This is a genomic window from Dankookia rubra (genome assembly GCF_004355005.1).
Lineage (GTDB): Bacteria > Pseudomonadota > Alphaproteobacteria > Acetobacterales > Acetobacteraceae > Paracraurococcus > Paracraurococcus ruber_A.
The window spans coordinates 100722-118721 of record NZ_SMSJ01000011.1; the positions used below are offsets into that span (position 1 = coordinate 100722).

General features: G+C 70.8%; 15 protein-coding genes. 5 read left to right on the top strand and 10 right to left on the bottom strand.

What is annotated here, in order from left to right; translation table 11 throughout:
* Positions 1-3: 3 nt before the first annotated feature.
* The 4 genes from E2C06_RS11625 to hemW all read right to left on the bottom strand — a co-directional run bounded on the left by E2C06_RS11625 (position 4) and on the right by hemW (position 4771).
* Positions 4-1293: an amino acid ABC transporter substrate-binding protein gene (locus E2C06_RS11625; protein ID WP_133288771.1), complete on the bottom strand. Its 1290-nt coding sequence runs from the start codon at positions 1291-1293 to the stop codon at positions 4-6.
* Positions 1294-1326: 33 nt separating this feature from the next.
* Positions 1327-2241 (bottom strand): dioxygenase family protein, encoded by a 915-nt coding sequence (locus E2C06_RS11630; RefSeq protein ID WP_133288772.1) that lies wholly within the window; start codon positions 2239-2241, stop codon positions 1327-1329.
* A gap of 70 nt (positions 2242-2311) precedes the next feature.
* Positions 2312-3541 carry an FAD binding domain-containing protein gene (locus E2C06_RS11635; protein WP_133288773.1) on the bottom strand — a complete coding sequence of 410 codons (1230 nt, stop codon included), beginning with the start codon at positions 3539-3541 and terminating at the stop codon, positions 2312-2314.
* Positions 3542-3619: 78 nt separating this feature from the next.
* Positions 3620-4771 carry a radical SAM family heme chaperone HemW gene (gene hemW / locus E2C06_RS11640; protein WP_133288774.1) on the bottom strand — a complete coding sequence of 384 codons (1152 nt, stop codon included), beginning with the start codon at positions 4769-4771 and terminating at the stop codon, positions 3620-3622.
* Positions 4772-4814: 43 nt separating this feature from the next.
* Here hemW and E2C06_RS11645 point away from each other — a divergent pair, with 43 nt between their 5' ends.
* Positions 4815-5213 carry an MAPEG family protein gene (locus E2C06_RS11645; RefSeq protein ID WP_133288775.1) on the top strand — a complete coding sequence of 133 codons (399 nt, stop codon included), beginning with the start codon at positions 4815-4817 and terminating at the stop codon, positions 5211-5213.
* 31 nt (positions 5214-5244) lie between these two features.
* Positions 5245-5622 (top strand): rhodanese-like domain-containing protein, encoded by a 378-nt coding sequence (locus E2C06_RS11650; RefSeq protein ID WP_133288776.1) that lies wholly within the window; start codon positions 5245-5247, stop codon positions 5620-5622.
* A 137-nt stretch (positions 5623-5759) separates the two neighbouring features.
* Here E2C06_RS11650 and E2C06_RS11655 read toward each other — a convergent pair whose 3' ends face one another.
* Together E2C06_RS11655 and E2C06_RS11660 are read right to left on the bottom strand one after the other, a co-directional pair.
* On the bottom strand, positions 5760-6863 hold the full coding sequence (locus E2C06_RS11655) for an NHL repeat-containing protein (protein ID WP_133288777.1): 1104 nt from the start codon (positions 6861-6863) through the stop codon (positions 5760-5762).
* A gap of 55 nt (positions 6864-6918) precedes the next feature.
* Positions 6919-7872, bottom strand: coding sequence for a tripartite tricarboxylate transporter substrate binding protein (locus E2C06_RS11660; protein WP_133288778.1), 954 nt, complete (start codon positions 7870-7872; stop codon positions 6919-6921).
* A 165-nt stretch (positions 7873-8037) separates the two neighbouring features.
* Between E2C06_RS11660 and E2C06_RS11665 the strand changes: the two genes are divergently transcribed.
* Both E2C06_RS11665 and E2C06_RS11670 read left to right on the top strand, forming a co-directional pair.
* Positions 8038-9015, top strand: a complete 978-nt coding sequence (locus E2C06_RS11665; RefSeq protein WP_133288779.1) for a Bug family tripartite tricarboxylate transporter substrate binding protein — start codon at positions 8038-8040, stop codon at positions 9013-9015.
* 4 nt (positions 9016-9019) lie between these two features.
* Entirely contained in the window at positions 9020-10801 is a 1782-nt protein-coding gene (locus tag E2C06_RS11670) for a chloride channel protein (RefSeq protein ID WP_241671227.1), read from the top strand.
* 134 nt (positions 10802-10935) lie between these two features.
* Here the strand turns inward: E2C06_RS11670 and E2C06_RS11675 are convergent, their stop codons facing one another.
* The 4 genes from E2C06_RS11675 to E2C06_RS11690 all read right to left on the bottom strand — a co-directional run bounded on the left by E2C06_RS11675 (position 10936) and on the right by E2C06_RS11690 (position 17107).
* Positions 10936-12522 (bottom strand): ABC transporter substrate-binding protein, encoded by a 1587-nt coding sequence (locus E2C06_RS11675; RefSeq protein ID WP_133288780.1) that lies wholly within the window; start codon positions 12520-12522, stop codon positions 10936-10938.
* Between the two features lie 63 nt (positions 12523-12585).
* The gene (locus E2C06_RS11680) at positions 12586-13512 is read right to left on the bottom strand and encodes a dimethyl sulfoxide reductase anchor subunit family protein (RefSeq protein ID WP_133288781.1); all 927 of its coding nucleotides are present in this window, start codon (positions 13510-13512) and stop codon (positions 12586-12588) included.
* Positions 13509-14243, bottom strand: coding sequence for a 4Fe-4S dicluster domain-containing protein (locus E2C06_RS11685; RefSeq protein WP_133288782.1), 735 nt, complete (start codon positions 14241-14243; stop codon positions 13509-13511). The genes E2C06_RS11680 and E2C06_RS11685 overlap by 4 nt, the downstream gene beginning before the upstream one ends.
* Positions 14240-17107: a molybdopterin-dependent oxidoreductase gene (locus tag E2C06_RS11690; RefSeq protein WP_133288783.1), complete on the bottom strand. Its 2868-nt coding sequence runs from the start codon at positions 17105-17107 to the stop codon at positions 14240-14242. Before E2C06_RS11690 ends, E2C06_RS11685 begins: the two co-directional genes overlap by 4 nt.
* A 107-nt stretch (positions 17108-17214) precedes the next feature.
* Here E2C06_RS11690 and E2C06_RS11695 point away from each other — a divergent pair, with 107 nt between their 5' ends.
* Positions 17215-17991: an HpcH/HpaI aldolase family protein gene (locus E2C06_RS11695; RefSeq protein ID WP_206664513.1), complete on the top strand. Its 777-nt coding sequence runs from the start codon at positions 17215-17217 to the stop codon at positions 17989-17991.
* Positions 17992-18000: the final 9 nt, after the last annotated feature.

An 18000-nucleotide genomic window follows, 5' to 3' on the forward strand; every position in this document is an offset into this window, starting at 1 on the left:
GGTTCAGGCCGGCGCGCCGTAGGGCGTGTGCAGCGTGCCGGACTTCAGCTCGGGCGGGTAGAGGATCACCTTGGTGCCGGGCTTCTTGTACTTCTCGAGGTCGCCATCGGTGATGTTCTGGAACTGGACGAAGAGGTTGCGCTCCTTCTTCCACTCGCCGAGCGCGCTGAATTCGATCTCGCCGACGATGGTGCCGAACTTGTTGGCCCGCATGTCGGCGGTCAGCGCGGCCTGGTCGACCTTGCCGACGCGATTGAGCGCCTGTTCCACCACCTGCATCTGCGCATAGGCATAGGGCTGCAGATAGTTGCCCAGAACGTCGGTCTGTTCCTGCGGCGCGCGGGCGCGGTACTTCTCCTGGAACTCGACCACGCCGGGGAAGCGCATGGTGGGCTCGGGCGAGTAGACGTCCCAGGTCACCAGGTTGTTCAGGATGGGGCCGAGCTGCGCCTGGACCGCCGCGATCTGTGTGCCGATCATGCCGCCGCCGAACAGCGCGGCGGTGACGCGCAGCTCGCTGACCGCGCGCAGGATGCCGTTGCTGTCGGGCGGGTAGGAGGCGAAGAAGATCACGTCCGGCCGCTGCGCCTGGATGGCGCGGATGGTCGGCGTGAAGTCAACCGTGCTCGGCGGGTAGGACCGGTCGTAGACGATCCGCAGCCCGTATTCGCGGCTCAGCGTCCGCACGCTTTCCGCGGCGCGCTGGGCGAAGTCGTTGTCGACCGCAAGGATCGAGATGGTCTTCGGCGGCGTCGGCAGCATCTTGGTGCATTCGAGGAAGCCGCGGGCATAGGTACCCTTGATGTCGTCCCCGGTGACGTTTATCGAGAAGTAGCGGTCGTATTTCAGCTTCTCGTTCACGCCGGCGCCGAAGAGCGAGACGTAGCACATGCCGCGCTGCATCACGACGGGCATGGAGGGCGCGATCATCGCCGTGGCATAGGGCGAGGTGACCATGTCGACCTTGTCGACGTCGATCAGCTTCGTGTAGAGCGAGGGGACGTTCGCCGGGTTGCTCTGGTCGTCATAGGATACCAGCTGCACCTGGCGGCCGAGGATGCCGCCCTTGGCGTTCACGTCCTCCGCCCAGATCTTCTGCGCCAGCAGCGCCGAGCGGCCGTTCGCCGCGAGCCCGCCCGAGAGCGACATCGAGAAGCCGATGCGGATCGGGTTGGCGCCTTGGGCGAGGGCGGGGAAGGCGCCGGCGGCGGCGGTAAGCGCACCGGCAGCGGCGACGTTCAGCGCGCCGCCGGCGGCGACGCGGCCGAGGCCGCGTCGGGTGATCTCGGTCATTCTCGTTGTCCTCCCTTGAAGTCGCTGCGGCCTCTACTGGGCCGCTGGCATCATCTGCGATGGATCGGCGCCGACGCGCCCGCCGGTCTCCCCCGCCGCAAGCCGCGACAGGCGGAAATCGTAGCGCACCGCCGGCAGGTCGCTGCGCGGCGCGCCCGGCAGTCCCATCGACGGCGTCACCACCAGCGAGTCGGAGACGCCGAAGACGGTGTCGCTGTCGATGTTGGGGTCGTCGCCGAGGTAGAGCGCGGTGACCAGTTCGCGGTAGCCGGGCGCCTGCACCAGCACGTGGATATGCGCCGGCCGCATGCCGTGGCGGTCCTGCTGCCGGACGAACTTCCCGACCGGCCCGTCCATCGGGATGGAATAGCCGATCGGCTTGACCGTCCGCATGTGGTAGCGCCCGGCGGCGTCGGTCCGGTAGCGGCCGCGCAGGTCCATCACCTCGGGGTCGTTGGCCTGCAGGTCGTACTGGCCATGCGCGTCGGTCTGCCAGATGTCGATCTCGGCATCCGGCACCGGGCGCCCATCGGCATCCGTCACCGTGCCGAAGAGCACCATTTGCTCGCCATCGGTGGAGTGCACGGCGATGCTTTCGCCGGGGGCGAATTCCGGCGCCTTCTCGCGGAAGAAGGGACCGAGCAGGCTGGTCTCGGTCCCTGCCGCCTCGCGGCCTTCGGCGTCGTGCATGACGTTCACCAGGCGCGAGAGGCCGAGCACGTCGGACAGCAGGATGAACTCCTGTCGGTAGGGTGTGCAGGCCTGGCCGACGGCGGTCAGGAAGGCGATGCCGGCCAGCCATTCGTCCGGCTTCAGGTCCACCTCCCGGGCGAAGTCGTGCAGGTGCCGGATGGCGGCGGCCATGACCTCGCGCATCCGCGGATCCGGCGTCTTCGCCATCTGCGCGATCGCCTCCGCGGTCACGCTCATGCGGTCGAGATCGGCCATGTCCTCTCGCTCCTCCCTCGGCCCCAAAGGGCCGTCTTGCCGCAACGATGCCGGTGGCCGTGCCCTGCGGTCAATCCGCATTCCCGTAAGCGTCGCGGGCGACCGGCCGGCCGCTCAGCGCGAGCAGCCGCGGCAGCGTGAGCCCGAGCGCCGGGTCAGCGTCCGGCCGCGGCAACCGCCGCTCGATGAAGCCGCCGAGATGCCGGCTGACCGCGACGGCAGCGCGGCAATGCGGCAGCCGGCGCGCGCCGTAGGCGGCCAGCGCCGCCGGCACGGGAGCTTCGTCCAGCGCCTCGGCCAGGGCCTCGGCGTCCTCGGCCGCCTTCAGCACGCCGACACCGACATGTGGCCGCGCGGTGAAGGCGGCATCGCCCAGCAGCGCGACGCGGCCGAAGCCCATGGCGGGCGATTCCAGCTCGTAGATCGGCTGCACCAGGAAGCCCTCGGCGCGGCGCACCGCCTCGGCATAGGGCTCGGGCAGCCGGGCCGCGGCATCGGCCTTGACCGCGGCGCCGTGCGCCGGGCGCAGCAGGCCGGGCGGGATGGAATAGGCGTGCCGCGTGCCGGCCGCATCCGTCAGCAGGTCGTCGAGCGGCGCGCCGGCATCGAGCGGATAGTACCATAGGAAGTTGTAGCGCCGGCGGCCCGGCTCGGCGCTGTCGTTCAGCCCGGGGATGGGGTAGCCGATGAACTCGCCATGCCCGGGGAAGAGGAAGGTGAACTGGGCGAAGACCGGGGCGAAGGCGGGCGAGAAGACGCTCTCCTCGACCAGCCCGCGCCAGCCGACATAGCCGCAGTAGATCGGCACGACATCTGGCGCGACCGCGGCGCGGACGGCGGAGCGGAAGCCGTCGGCGCCGACCAGCAGCTCGGCGGTCGCGCTGCTGCCATCGGCAAAATGCGCGGTGACGCCCTCGGCGTCCTGGTCCAGGGCGCGCAGTTCCATCCCCGTCCGCATCCGCTCGGCCGGGAAGGCCAGGCGCAGCGGGTTGAAGACCCGGCCCCAGGCGGTGACGTATTGCGGGTAGTGCGCGTGGGCGAGGATGGTGCCGTCCGGCCCGACCGCGACGCGCCCCTCCACCCGCACGCCCGGCGCGTGCTCGTCCTGGACTCCGGCGCGGGCGAGGATCGCCTCGGTTTCCGGATGGTGGGCGATGCCGGTGCCGCGGGACTCCAGGCTGCCGGGAACGCGGTCATAGACCCGCACGTCCCAGCCGCGGCGATGCAGCAGGTTGGCGGCGAAGAGCCCGCCGATCGAGCCGCCGATGACGATCGCGCGGCGGCCCGCCGTGGTGGCCATCCGGTTTCCTCCCGCGCGGGCTTGCCCCGCACCGGGCGCCAGCGCAGCAGGCTTCGGCCCGCCGCGCAAGCGGCGGCGTTACCGCAGCAGGACGGGCAGCATCGCGTCCAGCCGCATGCGGCCCTCGTCGGTCGCCACCAGCCGGCCCGCCGCGCCCCATTCCAGGTAGCCCTCGTCCAGGCAGGCCGCGAGCATCGCCGGGTCGACCGAATCCGCGAGCGTCAGGCCGGACCGCGCCGCCAGCCGGGCCGGGTCCACGCCCTCGGCCAGGCGGAGGCCCATCAGCAGCGCCTCCCGTGCCCGGTCGCGCGGGCTCAGCGCCTCCTCCTCGGTCACCGCATGGCCGTCGCGCTCGACCCGGGCCAGCCATTCCTCCGGCGCGCGGTGGCGGCGGGCGGCCAGCAACGACCCGTCCAGCATCAGTCGCTGGTGCGCGCCCGGGCCAATGCCGAGGTAGTCGCCATAGCGCCAGTAGACCAGGTTGTGCCGGCTCTCGGCGCCTGATTTGGCGTAGTTGGAGACCTCGTAGGGGGAGAGGCCGAAGCGCGCCGCCTCCTCCACCGTCGCCCAATACAGCCGCGCCGCGGCGTCGTCGTCGGGCAGGGCGAAGGCGCCGCGGGCATGCTCGGTGGCGAAGCGCGTGCCGGGCTCGATGGTCAGCTGGTAGAGCGAGAGGTGGTCGGCGGCCAGCGCCAGGGCCTGCCGCACCTCGGCCCGCCAGGAGGCCTCGGCCTGGCCCGGCCTCGCATAGATCAGGTCGAAGGACAGCCGGGGGAACAGCGCCCGCGCCGCCTCCAGCGCCGCTATGGCCTGCGGCACGTCATGCCGGCGGCCGAGGAAGCGCAGCGCCTCGGCATCCAGCGACTGCACGCCGAGCGAGAGGCGGTTGACGCCGGCGGCGCGGAAGGCGGCGAGCTTCGCCGCCTCGACGCTGGTCGGGTTGGCCTCGAGCGTGATCTCGAGGTCATCCGGCGCGTCGAACAGCCGCTTGGCATCCTCGATCAGCGCCGCGGCGGTCTCGGGCGCCATCAGGCTCGGCGTGCCGCCGCCGAAGAAGATGCTGGCGAGCGGGCGCCGCCCGCTGCGCGCCGCCTCCCGCGCCAGTTCCCGCCGCAGGGCGTCGCGCCAGCGCCCCTGGTCGATGCTGTCCCGCACATGGCTGTTGAAGTCGCAATAGGGGCATTTCGCCGCGCAGAAGGGCCAGTGCAGGTAGAGGGCAAGGGATTCCATCGGATGGGATATAGGGCGTCCGACCGCCTCGGAGCACCCGGACATGCCCCTGCCCGCCACCTCCCTTTATGCCGCCCTGCTCGCCGCGCTGTTCATCCTGCTCTCGCTGCGGGTCATTGGCGTGCGGCGGCGCACCAAGGTGGCGCTCGGCGCGCCGCACCGGCTGGTGGAACGGGCGGTGCGGGCGCATGGCAATTGCGCGGAATACGTCCCGCTCGGGTTGATCCTGCTCGGGTTGCTGGAGGGGATGGGGCTGCCGGCCTGGGGCCTGCACGCGCTGGGCAGCGCCTTCCTCGCGGGCCGCGTGCTGCATGCCTGGGGCATCAGCCATGAGCCGGAGGTCTTCCGCTTCCGGACCGCCGGCATGGGGCTGACCTTCGCGGTGCTGGGCGTGGGGGCGGCGGCGCTGCTCGGCCTCGTCCTGGCGGATGCCTTCGGCTAGGCTTTCGCTTCCACACCAGGGAGGAAGTCCGATGCCGACCACCGTGAAGGAGCTGGTTGCCGCCGCCAATGCCGCCGTGCCGCGCATCTCGCCGGCCGAGGCGAAGGCGCTGCACGCCAAGGGCGAGGCCGTCTTCATCGACCTGCGCGAGCCGGCGGAACTCGCCGCGTCCGGTACCATCCCCGGCGCGCTGCCGATCCCGCGCGGCCTGCTGGAATTCCGCGCCGATCCGGAAAGCCCCGATCCCAACCCGGCCTTCCAGAAGCCGGTGGTGATCACCTATTGCGCCTCCGGCGGTCGCGCCGCGCTGGCCGGCAAGCTGCTGCAGGACCTCGGCTACAAGGACGTCCGCAACCTCGGCGGCTTCAAGGACTGGGTCGAGGCCGGGGGCGAGGTGGCGAAGGCCTGACAGGCAAGGTCGGGGAGGGAAGGCATCCTTCCCCGAATTCCTGTTGTCCTTGCTATGGGTCGGGTGCCGCCGCGCTGCGAGCGCTGGACTCAGAAAAACAGACGAGGGGCCCGGGGAGAATACCTTCTCCCCGGCCTTCAGCGCGGCAGTTGCGAGACCAGCCGGAACCGCTGCACCCGCTTCCCCGTATCCACCTCGGTCGTGAAGACGTTGCCGCGGCTGTCGACGGCCATGTTGTGCACCCAGTGGAATTCGCCGGCATTCCGGCCGTTGCGCCCGAAGCGGCCGAGCGGGGCGCCGTCGTCGCGCCCCATGAGCCACACCACGTTGTTCGAGCCATCCGCCGCCAGCAGCACCGATTGCGTCGGGTCCGGCAGGAAATCCATATCCCAGACCGAGCCGCTGCCGAGCGTATCGGGCGCGACGACGAACTCCCGCACGAAGCTGCCGTCCTTGCGGAAGACCTGGACGCGGTCGTTGGCCCGGTCGCAGACATAGAGCAGCCCGTCCTTCGCCAGCCGCACGCAATGCACGGGGTTGCGGAAGAAGCGCGCCGGCGACTTCGCGGAGTCGCCGGGCCGGTAGGCCGGCAGCGTCTCGTCCGCCGGCGGCCGCTCGCCATAGGCGCCCCAATGGCGCTTGTAGGCGCCGGTCTCGGCATCGAAGACGATGACGCGGCGGTTGCCGTAGCCGTCGGCGACGAAGATCTCGTTGGTGGCCGGATCGACCTCGACATCCGCCGGCCGGCCGAGCCGTTCGGGGTCGTTGCTGCCGCCGGTCTCGCCCTTCTTCCCGATCTGCAGCAGGAAGCGGCCGTCGCGGGCGAATTTCAGCAGGACATGGTCGTTCGGGCCATTGCCGGCGATCCAGACATTGTCCTTCTGGTCGACATGGATGCCGTGCTCGTTCTCCGGCCAGCTCGGGTGGTGCCCCGGCCCGCCCCAGGCCTGCACGACGTTGCCGTCCGCGTCGAACTCGATGACCGAGGGCGCCGGGACGCAGCATTCCGACAGCGGCGGGGTCTGCGCCGCGCCGGCCTCGTCCTTCGTCATGGTGCGCGGGCGGTGGATCACCCAGACATGGTCGCGGGCGTCCACCGCGACGCCCGCCGCCTGGCCGATGCCCCAGCGGTTCGGCAGCGGCTTCGGCCAGAAGGGATCGACCTGATAGCTGGGCGCCTGCGCCGCGGCGGGCAGGGCCAAGGCCAGCAGCAGGCCGAGCGTGAGAAGGGCGCGACGCATGGGGTCTCCTCCGGATTTTGCCGAAGGGTCCGCCTGGCCGCGCCGCGTCGTCAAGCTACTGCGGCACGATCCCGGCCTTGCGCGCCGCCTCGCCCCACTTCTTCATCTCGCTCTCGGTGAAGGCGCGGATCTGGGCGGGCGAGGAGGTCACCACCTCCGCCCCGAGCACCCGGTGCTTCTCGATCACCTCCGGCCGCTGCAGCGCCGCGACACAGTCGGCGTTGAGCTTGGCCAGCACCGCTTCCGGCAGCCCGGCCGGGGCAATCACCATGCCCCAGGTCGAGGCTTCGAACCCCGCCAGCGTCTCGCCCACCGTCGGCACGTCGGGCAGCTGCGGCGCGCGCTTCGCACCGGTCGTCGCCAGGGCCTTGAAGGCGCCGGACTGGATATGCGGCAGCGCCGCCGGGACGGTGTCGAACATGATGTCGACGCGGCCGGCCATCAGGTCCGGATGCGCCTGAGTGCTGCCGCGATAGGGGATGTAGGCGAGGTCGGTCCCGGTCTGCTGGCCGAACAGCACGGGGGCCAGCCGCACCACGCCGCCGGTGCCGGCGAAGGTCACGCCGGGGTTCTTCTTCGCATGGGCGATCAGCTCTGCCACGTTGCCCGGCCCGAAGCCCTTGCCGGCGCAGAGCACCAGCGGCGTCGAGGTGGTCTGCGTGACGAAGGAGAAGTCCCGCAGCGTGTCGTAGGGCAGCTTGTAGTAGGCCGGGTTCACGGGATGCCCGACCGAGACGAGGCCGAGCGTATGGCCGTCCGGCGCGGCGCGGGCGATGACCTCGGAGCCGATGACGCCATCGGCGCCGGCGCGGTTCTCGACCGGCACCGCCTGGCCCCAGATCGCCGCCAGCGGCTCCGCCATCAACCGTGCGGTGATGTCGGAGACGCCGCCCGGCGTATAGGGGACGATCATGCGCACGGGCCGGTTGGGGAAGCCGGCCTGCGCCCGGGCCCGCACGGCGAGCAGCAGGGCGGGCGCGGCCAGCGCGGCGCGGCGGGTCAGGGTCACGATGGTCCTCCCGGGGAATGGCGTTGCGCCATCCTGCCGCTTGCAGGACGCGGCGGCTAGATGGCGGGACCGCGCGCGCTTGGCATTGGGTTGCGCCGCCGGGATCGGCTATCCGCGCCCTGCCGCCCCTGCTCGCGCTGGCGGCCCATCCGGGAGGCGACGCGCATGACCCAGACCTTCACCCGCCGCACCACCCTGGCGCTCGGCGCCGGCGCGCTCGCCGCGCCCGCCCTGGCCCAGGCACCCTGGCCGAACCGGCCGGTCACCCTGGTGGTCGGCTTCCCGCCGGGCGGGCAGACCGACTTCGCCGCCCGCGTGCTGCAGAACGGCCTGCAGCAGGCGCTCGGCCAGCCCGTGGTCATCGACAACCGCGGCGGCGCCGGCGGCAATCTCGGGACCGAGACGGTGATGCGCGCCAGGCCGGACGGCTATACCCTGCTGGTCGGCAATGCCAATCCGCTGGTCATCAACCCGCACACCATGCCGTCGATGACCTTCAACCCGCTCGAGCTCGAGCCGATCGCGATGATGCTGCAGAGCGGGCTGATCTTCTGCACGCATCCCTCAGTCCCCGCGAAGACGGTCGCGGAATTCGCCGCCTGGGCGAAGTCGAAGAAGGGCGATGTCGACTACGGCTCGGCCAGCTCCGGCAGCCTGTCCCATGTGGCGATGGAGCTGTTCCGCAGCAGGATCGGCGGGCCGGAGATGACGCACGTGCCCTATCGCGGCAGCGGCCCGGCGATGCAGGACTTCATCGCCGGCCGCTTCCAGGTCATGGCCGACGGCGCCAGCGTGGTGGCGCCCTTCGTCCAGGCGAAGCAGATCAACGGGCTGATGGTGACGACCGCCGAGCGCATCCCCGCCTTCCCCGACATCCCCACCGCGGCGGAGCAGGGCATCCAGGACTTCGTCGTGCTCGCCTGGATCGGCCTGTTCGCGCCCAAGGGCACGCCGAAGGACATCATCCAGCGCGCCAATGCCGCGGTGAACCAGGCCTGCCAGGACGAGGCCATCCGCCGCAACATCACCAGCCGCGGAGACGAGCCGGGCGGCGGCACGGCGGAGGGGCTGGGCGAGATCATGCGCCGCGACCATGCCCGCTGGGGCGCGGTGGTGAAGGCGAACAACATCCGCGCCGAATAGGCGGGTGCCCGTCCTCACCCGCCGCAACCTGGTCCTGCTGCGGCGCCGCGCCCGCCGGGGCGTCGCGCTGCGGAGCTGGGTCCGAGGCAGCGAGGTGGCGATCGTCGCGCTCGCCGCGCTGATCGGCGGCGCGGTCGGGCTGCTGGCCTGGGGCATGGGGGCGGCGGCGCGCGGGCTGCACATGCTGCTCTTCGGCATCGGCCCGCAATTCCGGCTCTCCTCCGCCACCTTCGTGCCGAGCTGGCGGCTGCTGCTGGTGCCGATGCTGGGCGGGCTGGCGCTCTTTGCGCTGAACCTTGCGCTGAAGCGCTGGCGACCGAAGCCGCCGGTGGACCCGATCGAGGCCAATGCGCTGCATGGCGGCCGGCTGTCGCTGACCGATGCGGCGGTGGTCGGCGTGCAGACCATCCTGTCGAACGGCGTCGGCGCCTCGGTCGGGCTGGAAGCCGGCTATGCCCAGGCGGGGGGCGGCATCGCCTCCCGCCTCGGCACCGCCTTCGCGCTGCGGCGGGGCGACCTGCGCGTGCTGGTCGGCGCCGGCACCGCGGGCGCCATCGGCGCCGCCTTCGACGCGCCGCTGACCGGCGCCTTCTACGCCTTCGAGCTGGTGATCGGCACCTACAGCATCGGCGCGCTGTTCCCGGTGATCGCCTCGGCCGTCACCGCCACGCTGGTGGCCCGCGGGCTCGAGGCCGGGACCTATGCGGTGGAATCGGTGGCGCCGAGCGTGGTCGACAACGCGCTCTACCCGCTCGCGCTGCTGCTCGGCGCGCTCTGCGGCCTGGCGGCGATCCTGCTGATGCGCGGCGTGGCCTCGACCGAGGCGCTGCTGTCCCGCGCCATCCCCTCGGCCGCGCTGCGGCTCATGCTGGGCGGGCTCTGCGTCGGCGGGCTGGCCACCGTCTCGACCGTCGCGCTCTCGGCCGGGCACGGCGCGCTGCACCTCGCCTTCATCACGGAGACGCCGGCGCGGCTGGTGCTGCTGCTGATCGTGGTGAAGGCGCTGGCTTCCATGGTCTCGGTCGCCAGCGGCTTCCGCGGCGGGCTGTTCTTCGCCTCGCTGCTGATCGGCGCGCTGGGCGGCAAGTTCTTCGCCGCGCTGGTGGCGATGGCGGCGCCGCCCGGGCCGGACCCGCTGGTGATGGCGCTGGTGGGGATGAGCGCCTTCGGCGCCGCGGTCATCGGTGCCCCGCTGGCGATGACATTTCTGGCGCTGGAAACGACGGGCAGCCTGGCGGTCGTCGGGCTGGTGCTGGCCGCGGTCGCGGTCGCCGGGCTGATCGTGCGGCGGCTCTTCGGCTATTCCTTCGCCACCTGGCGCTTCCACCTGCGCGGCGAGAGCATCCGCGGCGCGCACGACATCGGCTGGATCAACGACCTGACCGCGGGGCGGCTGATGCGGCGCGACCCGCGCAGCGTGCCGGAGGCGATGGAGCTTGCCGCCTTCCGTGCCGCGGTGCCGCTCGGCGCCGCGACGCAGGTGGTGCTGCTGGATGCGGACGGGCGCTATGCCGGCATCGTCGCGGTGGCCGAGGCGCATGCGGCGCCGCCGGAGACGGCGACGCTGGCGGAACTCGCCCGCCACCAGGACCGCGTGCTGCTGCCCCGCACCAACGTGCGCGACGCCATGGCGATCTTCGAGGCGGCGGAGGCCGAGGCGCTGGCGGTGGTGGACGGGCCGGCGCGCCGCGTGCTCGGCCTGCTGACCGAGGCGCACCTGCTGCGGCGCTACGGCGAGGAGGTGGAGAAGCGCCGGCGGGAGGAGACGGGGATCGGACCAGGGTAGGGCCAGGGTGGAGGTATCCTCCCTGGACCTTCCTCTATTTCACTGGAGCCTGGCACCCGCCGCATGACGGGTGCCGACCCACGAGCGGGAAGGAAGGGGCCTGGGGAGGGAGTGCCTTTTCCTCCCTACCTTTCTCACTTCGCCAGCGAGAATTCCGTTGCCCGGGTCCATTCCGCCAGCATCGGCGCGTAGCTGATGCCCTTGCGCATGGCCCAGATGTTGACCTGATGGTGGATCGGGATCACCGCCAGTTCCTGCTGGAAGCCGATGCGGATCGCCTCGAAATACAGCTTCTCCCGCGCTTCCTGGTCGATGGTGGTCAGGGCACGGTCGACCAGCCGGTCGAGGTCGGGATTGCTGTAGTGCGAGGGCCGCAGCCGGGTGCCCCGGCCGCGCGCCGGGTCGGGGGTCGACAGCATCAGCGACAGATGCGTGTCGGGCTCGCCGGTCGAGGTGCTCCAGCCCGTCAGCGCGATCGAATGCTCGTCCCGCACGCCGCCGGCGGTGAAGAAGACGCTGGCCGGGCTGGTCTGCACCGCGGTCTTCACGCCGATGCGGCTCCACATCTGCGCCAGGGCCTGGGCGATGGAGTCGTCGTTGACGTAGCGGTCGTTCGGCCCGTGCAGGGTGATGGCGAAGCCATCGGGGTAGCCGGCCTCGGCCAGCAGCTTCTTCGCCCCCTCGGCGTCATAGGCCGGCACCTTGATCGAGGGATCGTAGCCCATCGCTCCTTCCGGCTGCGCCTGGCCGGTGGGCAGGGAAAAGCCTTCCATGATCTGCCGGCGGATGCCTTCGCGGTTGATCGCCATGCTCAGCGCCTGGCGCACCCGCACGTCGCGCAGCGGGTTCGTCGGCAGCGGGTTGCCGGCCTTGTCGGTGACATGCGGCGTCTGCGGCCGGTTGGAATCGACGTAGAGGTAGATCAGCCGCAGCCCGGGGCGGGAGGCGACGTTCAGCCGCGCATCCTTCTGCAGCCGCGCCACGTCGCGCGTCGGCACGGCGTCGATCGCGTCGACGTCACCGGATTGCAGGGCCGCGACGCGCGCGCTGTCGTTGGTGATAAGCCGGTAGGTCACCTTGTCCCAGGGCTGGGCCGGGCCCCACCAGGCCGGGTTCTTCGTGAAGACCGCGCGGTCGCCGAGGGTGAAGGAGGCCAGCTTGTAGGGCCCGGTGCCGATCGCCGCCTTGCCCGAGTTGTAGTCGGCGGTGCCGAGCGCGACGCCGCCCGGCCCCTCGCCCTGCTTGCGGCCGACCACGGAGAAGGAGGACATCATCTGCGGGATCAACGGCACCGGCTCCGCCGTATGCAGCCGGATGGTGTGGGCATCCACCACGTCCAGCCGGGTGACGGGGCGGATGTATTGGCCCATCGAGGTCGGGCTGTTCGGCACGTTGGGCGCGCGGGCGAAGGTGAAGACCACGTCGTCCGCGGTGAAGGGGGAGCCGTCGTGGAAGGTCACGCCCTCCCGCAGCTTGAACTCCCAGGTGAGCTCGTTGATCGGCTTCCAGCCGGTCGCCAGGCCGGGGGAGGGGCGCTGGTCGGCATTGGGATGCACCAGCCGGTCGAAGACGTGCCAGGTCAGCGCATGGTTTGGCGAAAGGTCGAAGAAATGCGGGTCCATCGAAGTGAAGGCGCCCCCCACCGCGATGGTGATGTCGGCCGCCTTCGCCGGAGAGGCGATCGCTGCCGCGAGCGCCAGCCCGAATACCTGTTTGCGCATCCGCTTGTCCTTCCCGTCTCCCGCAGCGAGCCTTGCAAGCCACGGGCCAGGGAGCAAGCGTGGTTACGTGCCGCGGTAGTAGAGCGTCACGGTGTGCCGCGCTTCGGCGAACATCAGCCAGCGTTCCAGCAGCATCCCGCCCAGCGCCAGCAGCGCCGCCAACGGCAGCAGCAGCCCGCCGAAGCCGAGTTGCGTTGCCAGCAGCGCCAGCAGGACCGGGCCGCCGAAGCCGAGCAGCAGGGTGAGGTTGCGCAGCTTCGCCGCATGCTTGCGGGCGATGCGGAAGCCCATCTCCCGCAGCAGGTAGTTGGTTTCGGTATGCGGCGGGTCGAGCGGGCGGACGCGGCCGATGAAGCCGAGGCTGGTGGCGCTCTCTGCGCTCGACCGGCCCATGCCGCCATCGACCAGGCGCCAATAGGCGATCTTCAGCACCAGCCCGGCGAGGCCGAGGGTGACGATGAAGCTGGCCGGCCCCGCCACCACGCCGCCTATGGCCGAGACCGCGGCCAGCAGCGCCATGCCGGTATAGGCCGCGAGCAGCAGGTAGCCCGGCGCCACCAGCGGGTGGTGCCATTGCGGGATGGGCTTGAGCGAGGCGTAGATCATCCCGGTGCACCACACCGTCACCACGGCGCCGAGCGCCGCGACCAGCCCGGCGATGGTGGCGAGTCCCGGGCGGCCGGTCAGCAGCGCAGTGCCGAAGAGCAGCGCGGGGATATAGGTGGCGACCGCCGCCACGCCTTCCCGCGACAGCCAGGACGAACGCCACTGGCTGAAGGCCCGCCAGGCCCGCTGCGGATTGCCGAGATGCAGCAAGGAGGAAGCCAGCCCCGCGGTGATCAGCAGCAGCGCGAGCGCCAGGCAGAGCAGCGCGAAGGCCGGCACCTGCGGCACCAGCCCGACCGGCCGCAGCAGGCCGAGCCAGAAGAGCAGCCCGTAGCCAGCGCCCGAGGCGGTGGTGAAGAAGACGATCGAGGGGGCGGGATTCATCGGCTCAGAACGCGGTCCATCCAGCGCAGCACGGGGTTCTTGATGTCCATCGGCGTCGGCGCGTCCTCAACCGGCTGGGTATCGGCACGGCGGCGCGGCGGCAGGTAGCTGTTCACCGGGCCGTAGCCGAGCTCGGGCATCAGCGGCTGGCCGCCGCGCTCGGCGACCAGCCGGCTGACCTTGCTCTCGGGGTCGCCGAGATCGCCGAAATGCCGCGCCTTGGTCGGGCAGGCTAGCACGCAGGCCGGTTGGCGCTGCGCCTCGGGGATGGTCTCGTTGTAGATGCGGTCGACGCAGAGGGTGCATTTCTTCATCACCCCCTGGTCCTCGTCCATCTCCCGCGCGCCATAGGGGCAGGCCCAGGCACACAAGCCGCAGCCGATGCAGATGTCGTGGTCGACCAGGACGATGCCGTCCTCGCCGCGCTTGTAGGAGGCCCCCGTGGGGCAGACCGTGACGCAGGCCGGCGTCTCGCAATGCAGGCAGGACCGGGGGAAGTGGACCGTGCGGCCGTCCGCGCCCTCGCCGGCCTCGTAGCTGTGGACGCGGTTGAACCAGACGCCCTCGGCCCCGGCGGAATAGGGCTTGTAGTCCGGCAGCGGCGCGGAATGGCCGGAGGCGTTCCATTCCTTGCAGCTGGTCGCGCAGCCCTGGCAGCCGACGCAGGTGTCGAGGTCGATGACGAGGCCCAGCTTCTTAGCGCCGGGGGTGATCTCGGGCAGGCAGGTCATGCTTCGGACTTCGTGCTGTAGCGCAGGATGTCGACACGCTTCGGCTGGTTCGGCCGTTCGTGCAGGGGGGCGTAATGCGGTTCGGTCACGCCGGGGCTGTCGGCCTTGGTGACGCGGACACGCAGGTCGTACCAGGCGGCTTGCCCGGTCACCGGGTCGGCATTGGCACTCCGGAAACCCTCCTGCGCCGGCAGCCATTCGCTGATGACGTGGTTCAGCAGGAAGCCGCGCAGCATTTCCGGGCTGTCCTCCGTCAGGCCCCAGGCGCCGCCGCGCTTGCCGATGGCGTTCCAGGTCCAGACCGTGTCGGCGTTCACGCCTTCCATCACCGCGAGCTGGCATTTGAGCCGGCCGCTGCGGCTCTCGACCCAGATCCAGTCGTCATGCACCAGTCCCAGGGCCTCGGCCCTGCTGCGCGCCATGTAGAGCTTGTTGGAGCCATGAATCTGCCGCAGCCAGGCATTCATCGAGCCCCAGGCATGGTACATCGCCATCGGCCGCTGGGTGACCGCCGAGAGGTCGAAGCGCGCGAGGTCGGCGCCCTGCTGCTCCAGGGCTGGGTACCAGATCGGCAGCGGGTCGCAATAGGTGCGGATGCGCTCGCGCAGGCGGTCGGGCGGCTGCCGCTCGCCATGGCCCTCGGCGGCCAGGCGGAATTTCTGCAGCGGCTCCGACCAGATCTGCATGACGATCTGCTCGGCCTTGGGGATGAAGCCCATGGCCTTGCTGTTGTCGAGATAGGCCTGGTTGGCGTGCTTGTACCAGTGCTGCTCCGGCGGCAGGTGGTCGCGCCAGAAGCAGCCATTGTCGATGTATCGCTGCAGCTGGTCCGGGTTCGGCTCGCCGACGCCCTTCTTGCTGCCATCCGTGCCGCGGAAGCCGGCCAGCGGGCCGACGCCGGGCGCGCGCTGGTGGTTGACGATGTAATCGGGGTAGTCCTTGAACTTCGGGCTGCCGTCCTCCCTCACGAAGGCTGGCAGTCCGAGCCGCGCGCCGAGCTCGATCAGCACCTCCTGGAAGGGGCGCACGTCGCGGTCGGGCGCGATGACGGGCTGGCGGATCGAATCGCCGGCGCCGTGCGCGCTGCCGATGGGGCGGTCGAGCACCGAGATGCAGTCCCAGCGTTCCAGATACGTCGTGTCCGGCAGGATCAGGTCGGCATAGGGCACCGTCTCGGAGTAGTAGGCATCCGAGTAGATGACGTGCGGGATGACGTGCTCGCCGTCCGGGCGCTTCTCGGTCAGGATGCGGATCACCTCGCCCGGGTTCATCGCGCTGTTCCAGGCCATGTTGGCCATGAACATGAACAGCGTGTCGATGGGGTAGGGATCGCCGGCGCCGGCATTGCCGATGACGGTGTGCATCATCCCGTGCAGCGCCATCGGCGCTTCCCAGGAGAAGGCCTTGTCGATGCGCAAGGGATTGCCGGCATCGTCGACCAGCAGGTCGTCCGGGCCCTGCGGGAAGGACAGCAGGTTGCCGACCAGCGGCGTGTTCGGCTTGGCGCCCTTGCCGGCCGGCGGCGGGCCGGGCGGGATCGGCCGCGGGAAGGGCGACTTGTAGCGCCAGGAGCCCGGGGTATCGACCGCGCCCAGCAGCATCTGCAGCAGGTGCAGCGCGCGGCAGGAATGGAAGCCGTTGCTATGCGCCGAGATGCCGCGCATGGCATGGAAGGCGACCGGGCGGCCGATGGTCTGCGCGTGGCGGTTGCCCCAGACATCGGTCCAGGGCTGATCCAGCACCAGCGGCTGCCCGAAGGCGACCTCGGCGATCTCCGCGGCGATGCGGCGGATGGTCGCGGCGGGGATGCCGCAGCGTTCGGCGACCGCATCGGGCGCGTATTCAGGGGCGAGGTAGCGCTCGGCCAGCAGGTGGAAGACCGGCCGGGCCTGCCGGCCATCCGGCAACGTGTAGTCGCCGACCATCACGGGCGAGAGGCCGGCCGATTTGGCGTCCGTCGCGCCGCGCATGCGGTCCCAGGCCAGCGGCGCGCCGTTCTCGTCGCGGGCAAACAGGCCGTCATCGGCCCCGCCCGGGTTGCGCACCACCAGCCAGGCGGCATTGGTGTAGCGCCCCAGGAATTCGAGGTCGATCTTGTCGGTCCGCAGCAGCTCATGCGCCAGCGCCAGCGCGAAGAGCCCGTCGGTGCCGGGGCGGATGCCGACCCATTCGTCGGCCACCGCGGAATAGCCGGTGCGCACCGGGTTCACCGAGACGAATTTCGCCCCGCGTTCCTTGATTCTCGAGACGCCGAGCTTGATCGGGTTGCTGTCGTGGTCCTCGGCCACGCCGAACATCAGCACGTATCTGGCGCGATCCCAGTCGGGCTCACCGAATTCCCAGAACGAGCCACCAATGGAATAAAGCCCGCCGGCCGCCATGTTGACCGAGCAGAAGCCGCCATGCGCGGCGAAGTTCGGCGTGCCGAACTGCGCGGCCCAGAAGCCGGTCAGGCTTTGCGACTGGTCGCGGCCGGTGAAGAAGGCGAGCTTGCGCGGATCCGTCTCCCGGATGTTCCGCAGCCAGCCGGTGGCGATCTCCATCGCCTCGGGCCAGGAGATTTCCTTGAACTCGCCGGAGCCACGCTCGCCGACGCGGAGCAGGGGGCTGCTCAGCCGGGCCGGCGCGTATTGCGTCATGATGCCGGCACTGCCCTTGCCGCAGATGACGCCCTTGTTCACGGGGTGGTCGGGATTGCCCTCGATATAGCGGATCCGGCCATCCTTCAGGTGCACCCGGATGCCGCAGCGGCAGGCGCACATGTAGCAGGTGGTGGTCTTCATCGTGTCGCCGACGGGAACCGAGTATTCGACACGCGAATCGGCGGGCGGCTGCAGGCGTGTCGGCGTCGGCGCTTCCGGCATCGGTCGTTGTCTTCCCCCGTGGTCTTCCCCGGCAGTTAGGCATGGTGGGAGAATGCGGGCAAATGCCCGCCGCCGCTTCAGGTTCCACGCTGAAAAGGGAGATAAATGTGGCTAAATCACTGAAAGAGATGGTCCGTTCGGGCGGCCTGGCGGCCGGCACCTTCCTGGTGGAATTCGTTACCCCCGGCATCGGCCATATCCTGACCGGCGCCGGCTGCGACTTCGCCTTCCTCGACATGGAGCACAGCGGCTTCTCGGAGGAGACGGTGAAGGCCGGGCTCCGCTTCCTCGAGGCCGGCGGCATCCCGACCCTGGTCCGCATCCCCTCCCGGGACGCACACGACATCGCCCGCATCGCCGATGTCGGGGCGGAGGGCGTGATGCTGCCGCTGGTCGGCAACATCGAGGTCGCGCGCGCCGCCGTCGCCGCGCTGAAATACCCGCCGATGGGCCGCCGCGGCGTCGCGCTGCGTATCGCGCACGACAACTACCGCAGTGCCGCCCCGGCCGAGGCGCTGGCGGCGGCCAACGACCGCACGGTGCTGATCCTGATGATCGAGACGGCGGAGGGCGTCGAGCAGGCCGAGTCGATCGCCGCGCTCGACGGCGTCGACGCCCTTTGGCTCGGCCATTTCGATCTCTCGGCCTCGCTCGGCATCCCCGGCCAGTTCGACCATCCGGAGTTCCGCGAGGCGACGCGGCGGATCTGCGCCGCGGCCCGGAAGCACGGCAAGGGGCTCGGCCGGCTGGTCACGAGTGCGGCGGAGGCCGAGCGGGCGATCGAGGACGGCTTCCGGCTGATTGCCTGGGGCGGCGACGCCTGGCTGCTGCAGGATGCGCTGGCGGCGGGGGTGGCCGGGCTGCGGCGGATGGTGCCAGGCTGAGGGCGAACC